Source organism: Mitsuaria sp. TWR114 (assembly GCF_007997345.1).
In genome coordinates this window covers 1-6,257 of record NZ_VOSR01000597.1, presented here as the reverse complement: position 1 = coordinate 6,257, position 6,257 = coordinate 1, and the positions used below count along the sequence as shown (strand labels likewise).

At 69.7% G+C, this 6,257-nt stretch carries 4 protein-coding genes and 1 pseudogene; 4 read left to right on the top strand and 1 reads right to left on the bottom strand.

Features of this window, described 5'->3' with window-relative positions; genetic code table 11:
- Positions 1 to 580: ABC transporter ATP-binding protein (locus FUT87_RS20375; protein WP_147242203.1), on the bottom strand; the 580-nt coding region annotated here is incomplete at its 3' end.
- Positions 581 to 890: 310 nt separating this feature from the next.
- Between FUT87_RS20375 and glgX the strand changes: the two genes are divergently transcribed.
- The 4 genes and pseudogenes from glgX to FUT87_RS20355 form a co-directional block, all read left to right on the top strand.
- Complete coding sequence (gene glgX, locus FUT87_RS20370; RefSeq protein WP_222617223.1) at positions 891 to 3,215, top strand: glycogen debranching protein GlgX; 2,325 nt, start codon at positions 891 to 893, stop codon at positions 3,213 to 3,215.
- Positions 3,212 to 4,734 (top strand): annotated as a pseudogene (malQ, locus tag FUT87_RS31805) (4-alpha-glucanotransferase). The gene glgX and the pseudogene malQ overlap by 4 nt, the downstream one beginning before the upstream one ends.
- A gap of 152 nt (positions 4,735 to 4,886) precedes the next feature.
- A complete protein-coding gene (locus tag FUT87_RS20360; RefSeq protein WP_091732654.1) occupies positions 4,887 to 6,092 on the top strand; it encodes a cation:proton antiporter in 1,206 nt (401 codons plus the stop codon).
- A gap of 48 nt (positions 6,093 to 6,140) precedes the next feature.
- The coding region (locus FUT87_RS20355; protein WP_186830655.1) for a VOC family protein at positions 6,141 to 6,257 on the top strand (117 nt) is incomplete at its 3' end.

The following is a 6,257-nucleotide window of genomic DNA, read 5'->3' as shown; positions in this document are numbered from 1 at the left end:
GGTCGTGGGTGACGTAGACCATCGTCGTCTTCAGGTCCTCGTGCAGCTTGGCGAATTCATAACGCATGCGCACGCGCAGCGCGGCGTCGAGGTTGGACAGCGGCTCGTCGAAGAGGAAGACCTCGGGCTTGCGCACGATCGCGCGGCCGATGGCCACGCGCTGGCGCTGCCCGCCCGACAGGTCCTTGGGCTTGCGCTCGAGCAGGTGCTCGATGTGCAGGATGCGCGCGGCGTAGCGCACCGCGCGGTCGATCTCGTCCTTGGGCACCTTGGCCAGCTTCAACCCGAACGCCATGTTGTCGTACAGGTTCATGTGGGGGTAGAGCGCGTAGCTCTGGAACACCATCGCGATGCCGCGCTCGGCCGGCGGCACGTCGTTGACCAGGCGGCCGCCGATGCGCATCTCGCCGCCGGTGATGTCTTCCAGCCCCGCGATCGTGCGCAGCAGCGTCGACTTGCCGCAGCCCGACGGGCCGACGAAGACCATGAACTCGCCGTCCCGGATCTCCAGGTCGATGCCATGCAGGATCTTGGTCTCGCCATAGGCCTTGACCACGCTGTGCAGCTTCACGTCCGCCACTTTGATACCTCCGCGCGCGCCCGGGGAGGGCGCCGCCTGTCTCGCTCGTTGGTGTCGATCGATCGTCCGTCGCCGCGACCGCGCAGCGGCGAAGGAGCGAACGATGTTTGTAGAGAATATACATGGCGGATTGACGATTCACAACGCGGCTACACCCGTTCAATCGTCGTCGAATCGCGTGAAATCAATGGCTTACGTCGAATATCGGGATAACCCGATGTAGTGAAACTACAGAAACTCCAAGCGTCTGATGGATACTTCGCTTCATGACGAGCGCCGCCGTCGGCGCCACTGCTTTCCGATGAATCGAATGAGCGCTGCTTCCGCCCTCTCCGCGGGTACCGGCCTGCCCGCGATCCCCGCCGCGGTCGAGCCCGGCCGCCACGAACCACTGGGCGTCACCGTCCGCGACGGCGGCGTCAACATCGCCGTCTTCTCGGCCCATGCGACGCGCGTCGAGTTCTGCCTGTTCGACGACACCGGCACGCGGGAGCTCTCGCGCCATGCGCTGCAGGGCCCGGTGGACGGGCTCTGGACCGGCTTCCTGGCTGGCGTCGCGCCGGGCCGCCTCTATGGCCTGCGCGCGCACGGCCCGCATGCGCCGCGCGAGGGCCACCGCTTCAACGCCGCCAAGCTGCTGCTCGATCCCTATGCGCGCGAGATCGTCGGCGAGTTCCGCAACCTCCCCGAGGATCACGGGTATCCCTTCGGTCACCCGGAGGGCCCGTTCGCGCTGGACGAGCGCGACAACGGCGCGACCGCGCTGAAGGCCCGCGTGGCCGCGCCGCTGACGGGGCCCGGTCCGCGCGCCAATGCGCCGCGCCACGCGCCGCGCGACGTCGTGCTCTACGAGGTGCATGTCAAGGGCTTCTCGATGCGCCATCCCGGCATCCCCGAGGCGCTGCGCGGCAGCTACGCGGCGCTCGCGCATCCGGTGGCCATCGCGCACTTCCAGCGCCTGGGCGTGACCACGCTGTCGCTGCTGCCGGTGCAGTTCGCCGTCGACGAACCGCACCTGTCCGGTACCGGGCTGAGCAACTACTGGGGCTACAACACGCTGGGCTTCTTCGCGCCCGATCCGCGACTGGCCAGCGCCGCGGTGCGCCACGACCCGAGCGCCGTCGTGGTCGAGTTCCGCGCCATGGTCCACGCGCTGCACGAGGCCGGGCTCGAGGTGGTGCTCGACGTGGTCTACAACCACACGCCCGAGGGCAACGAGTGGGGGCCGACGCTGTCGCTGCGCGGGCTGGACCAGAAGAGCTATTACCGGCTGCAGCCCGACGATCCGTCGCGGATGGAGAACCTGACCGCCTGCGGCAACACCGTTCAGGTCGAGCATCCGCGCGTGACGCAGCTGGTGCTGGACTCGCTGCGCCACTGGGTCGGCGAGATGGGCGTCGACGGCTTCCGTTTCGACCTCGCGCCGGTGCTGGGCCGCACGGACCAGGGTCACGATCCGCGGTCGGCCTTCTACACCGCGCTGCGCCAGGATCCGCTGCTGGCGCAGGTGCACCTGATCGCCGAGCCCTGGGACGCGGGGCCGCAGGGCTACCAGCTCGGGCGCTTCCCGGGCCGCTTCATGGAGTGGAATGACAAGTTCCGCGACGCGGCCCGCGGCTTCTGGCTCGGCCACGGGCCGGAGGGCCGGCGCATCGACCGCGCCGAATTCGCGCGCCGCTTCAGCGCGTCGCGTGATGTCTTCGACCCGACGCCGCCGACGAATGGCGGCGGCGCTCGCTCGCCGCTGGCATCGATCAACTTCCTGGCGGTACACGACGGCTACACGCTGGCCGACCTGGTCAGCCACTCGCGCAAGCACAACGAGGCCAATGGCGAGGACAACCGCGACGGCCGCGACGGCGAGCTGTGCGGCAACTTCGGCGTCGAAGGCCCGACTGACGATCCCGCGATCCGCGACACCCGCGAGCGCGTGCGCCGCGCGATGCTCGCGACGCTGCTGCTGTCGCAGGGGACGCCGATGCTGTATTCGGGCGACGAGTTCGGCAACGGGCAGGGCGGCAACAACAACGCCTACTGCCAGGACAACCCGATCGGCTGGCTGGACTGGCCCGCGGCCGACGAGTCGCTGATCGCCTACACCGCAGCGCTGACGCGGCTGCGCCGCGATCATGCGCTGCTGCGCCACGCGCGGTGGTTCCCGTCGCCGCAGGGCGAGGCGCGCGGCGGCGGCGATGACGGCGAGGTCGAAGCGCCGGGGCAGCCGACGCTGCGCTGGTTCGACGCCACGGGCCACGAGATGCGCGAGCAGGACTGGCGAGTCGACGGCCGAACGGCGCTGACGGCGGCGCTGGGCGATGGCGAGGATCGCCTGCTGCTGATGGTCAACCCGGACGCCAGCCCGACGCCGTTCACGCTGCCGGCGGCGGGCGGCATCGACATCGACGGCCCCAATGACGGTGACCGTGACGGCGCTGGCGGCTGGACCCTGCTGCTGGACAGCAGCGGCGAGACGCCGACGGGCCATCGCGGCGAAGATGGCGTGACGGTCCCGGCCCGCGCGTTGATGCTGTGGGGACGGCCGCGCACGAATGCCGCATCGACCTCCCGGGCGCACATCGACACCGACACCCGATCCAATTCCACGAACACCCTCTCGAGCGACACGACACCATGACGATCGACCTTCACCAGCGCCAGTCCGGCGTCCTGCTGCATATCACCTCGCTGCCCGGCCCCAACGGCATCGGCGACTTCGGCCCCGAGGCCTATCGCTTCGTCGACTGGCTGCAGTCGGCCGGCCAGTCGATCTGGCAGTGGCTGCCGAGCACGCCGATCGGCCCCGGCGAGAGCCCGTACCAGGGCGTCTCCGCCTTCGCCGGCAGCCCCTGGATGGTGGCGCTGGAGCCGCTGGTCGCGCGCGGCTGGCTGGCGCAGCCGGCGGCGCCCGAGGGCGGCTTCGACGACCGACGTGTCGACTACGGCCGCGTGCTGCCCTGGCGCGAGCAGCAGCTGCGCGCGGCGGCGGCGGGTTTCTTCGCGCGGGCGTCGGCCGATGACCGCGCCTCCTACGAGTTGTGGTGCGCCTCCCAGCGCGACTGGCTGGACGACTACGCGCTCTTCATGGCGACCCGCTCGTCGCGCGGCGGCCAGCCCTGGTGGGCGTGGCCGCGCGACCTGGCGGCCCGCGAGCCGCGCGCGCTGGCCGCGGCGCGCGAGCAGTACGCGGACGAGGTCGGCTTCTGGCAGTTCGTGCAGTGGTGCTTCGACACCCAGGTCGCGCGCTCAAGGCCTATGCCAATGAACGCGGCGTCCACATCATGGGCGACCTGCCGATCTTCGTCGCCCACGACAGCGCCGACTGCTGGGCGCGCCCCGACCTGTACGAGCTGGACGAGCAGTTCCAGACCACCGTCGTGGCCGGCGTGCCGCCGGATGCGATGTCGGTCACCGGACAGCGCTGGGGCAATCCGATGTACCGCTGGGACAAGATGGCCCATGAGCACTTCGCCTGGTGGACCGCGCGGGTCAAACGCATGCTCAGCTCGGCCGACGTCTTCCGCATCGACCACTTCCGCGGCTTCGCCGCCTATTACGAGATCCCCGCCGACAGCCCCGACGCCACCCGCGGCGTCTGGAAGACCGGCCCCGGCAAGGCGCTGTTCGATGCGATCGCCAAGTCGCTGGGCGAGCTGCCCATCGTCGCGGAGGACCTGGGCTTCATCACGCCCGACGTGCACGAGCTGCGCGACGCGCTGAACTACCCGGGCATGAAGATCCTGCAGTTCGGCTTCGGCGGCGATGGCGGTCACGAGTTCCTGCCGCACAACTGGCCGCGCGCGGCCGTCTGCTACACCGGGACCCACGACAACGACACGGTGCGCGGCTGGTGGAACCAGGCCAGCGCCCATGAGCGCGCCTTCGCCGCCGCCTACCTGCCGGCCGGCGACCAGGACATCCACTGGGCCATGATCCGCGCCTGCGCGAACTCGGTGGCGAGCGTGGCGGTCTATCCGCTGCAGGACGTCCTGGGCCTGGGCAGCGAACACCGCATGAACATTCCCGGCACCCTCGGCGGCAACTGGGAGTGGCGCTTCACCTGGGACATGGTCGGCGCCGAGCCGGGCCGGCTGCTGGCGCAGATCTCGGCCACCAGCGGGAGATCCCCGATTGCCGGCGCCCGGCTGCCGGAGTGAAATGCTCTGAAACCGCTTTCATAGGGGAAACGAGAGCGGCGGTCCCGGGGCTCGCGCCCTAGGATCGGATTCGCGTGAGACAACGTTGTCATCGACCGGCCGGGCAAGCGCACCGGACGGCGGACAGCGCGCGAGGACGCCAGGAGCCGCCCATGAGCACGACCGAGATCTTCCTGATCGCGATGGCGATCACCTTCGCCCTGCCTTACCTGGTGTGGCGACTGGGCGGCACCGACTACTTCGCGCCGCTGGTGATCGTGCAGATCCTGTCGGGCATCGTGCTGGGGCCAGGCATCCTGGGCCGGGCCTTTCCCGAGTACTACCAGTTCGTGTTCAACCCGCAGGTGGTGGGCTCGCTGAACGGCATCGCCTGGTGGGCGGTCATGCTGTTCGTGTGGATCGCGGGCATCGAGCTCGACCTCAAGAAGGCCTGGGCCCATCGCGTCGAGAGCGGCATCACCGCCGGCCTGGCCCTGGGCGTGCCGATGGCGTTCGGCGCGGTGGCGGCGGTGGCGCTGATGCAGCTGGGGCCGCAGTGGATCGGCGAGCGCGCCCAGACCTGGCAGTTCATCGTCGGCGTGGGCATGTCGTGCGCGGTGACCGCGCTGCCCATCCTGATCCTGCTGATGGAGAAGCTCGAGGTGCTGCGCCAGCCCATCGGGCAGCGCATCCTGCGCTACGCCAGCCTGGACGACATCGCCATCTGGTCGGTGCTGGCCATCATCCTGATGGACTGGTCCCGGATCGGGAAGCAGGCCGTCTTCCTGGGCGCGTTCGCGCTGCTGACGGTGCTGTTCCGCCGGCTGATGGTCCGCATTCCCCGCAACGACCGCTGGTACGTCGGCATCGTCTGGCTGGCGCTGTGCGCGCTGGGCGCGGACTGGTGCGGGCTGCATTACATGGTGGGCGCCTTCCTGGCCGGCGTCGTGATGGACGCGGACTGGTTCGACCAGGCGCAGATGGACCAGCTCCGGCACAACGTGCTGCTGGTCATGATGCCGGTCTACTTCCTCAGCACCGGGCTGCGCACCCAGTGGGGCACCGACGGCGGCGCGGTCATCGTGCTGGCGGCGGCGATCCTGCTGGCGGCATCGATCAGCGGCAAGCTGATCGGCGTGCATGCGGCCGGCCGCATCCTGCGCTGGCAGCCGGGCGAGGCCGGCATCATCGGCTGGCTGCTGCAGACCAAGGCGCTGATCATGATCGTGTTTTCCAACGTGCTGCTGGACAAGCAGCTGATCACGCCGTCCACCTTCACCGCGCTGCTGCTGATGGCGGTGGGCTCGACGATGCTGACGGTGCCGATCGTGGCGCCGCGGCTCGCACGGATCAAGGAACTGGTGTTCCGCGCCAGCTGAGCGTCGGCGCAGAATGCGCGGTCCGCACTGACCGCGATGGAGGCCGCCTTGATCGATCACCTCGACCACCTGGTCCTGACGACCGCCGACGAAGCCGCGTGCATCCGGTTCTACACCGAGGTGCTGGGCATGCGGCTGGAGACCTTCGTCGGCGGCACGCCGCCG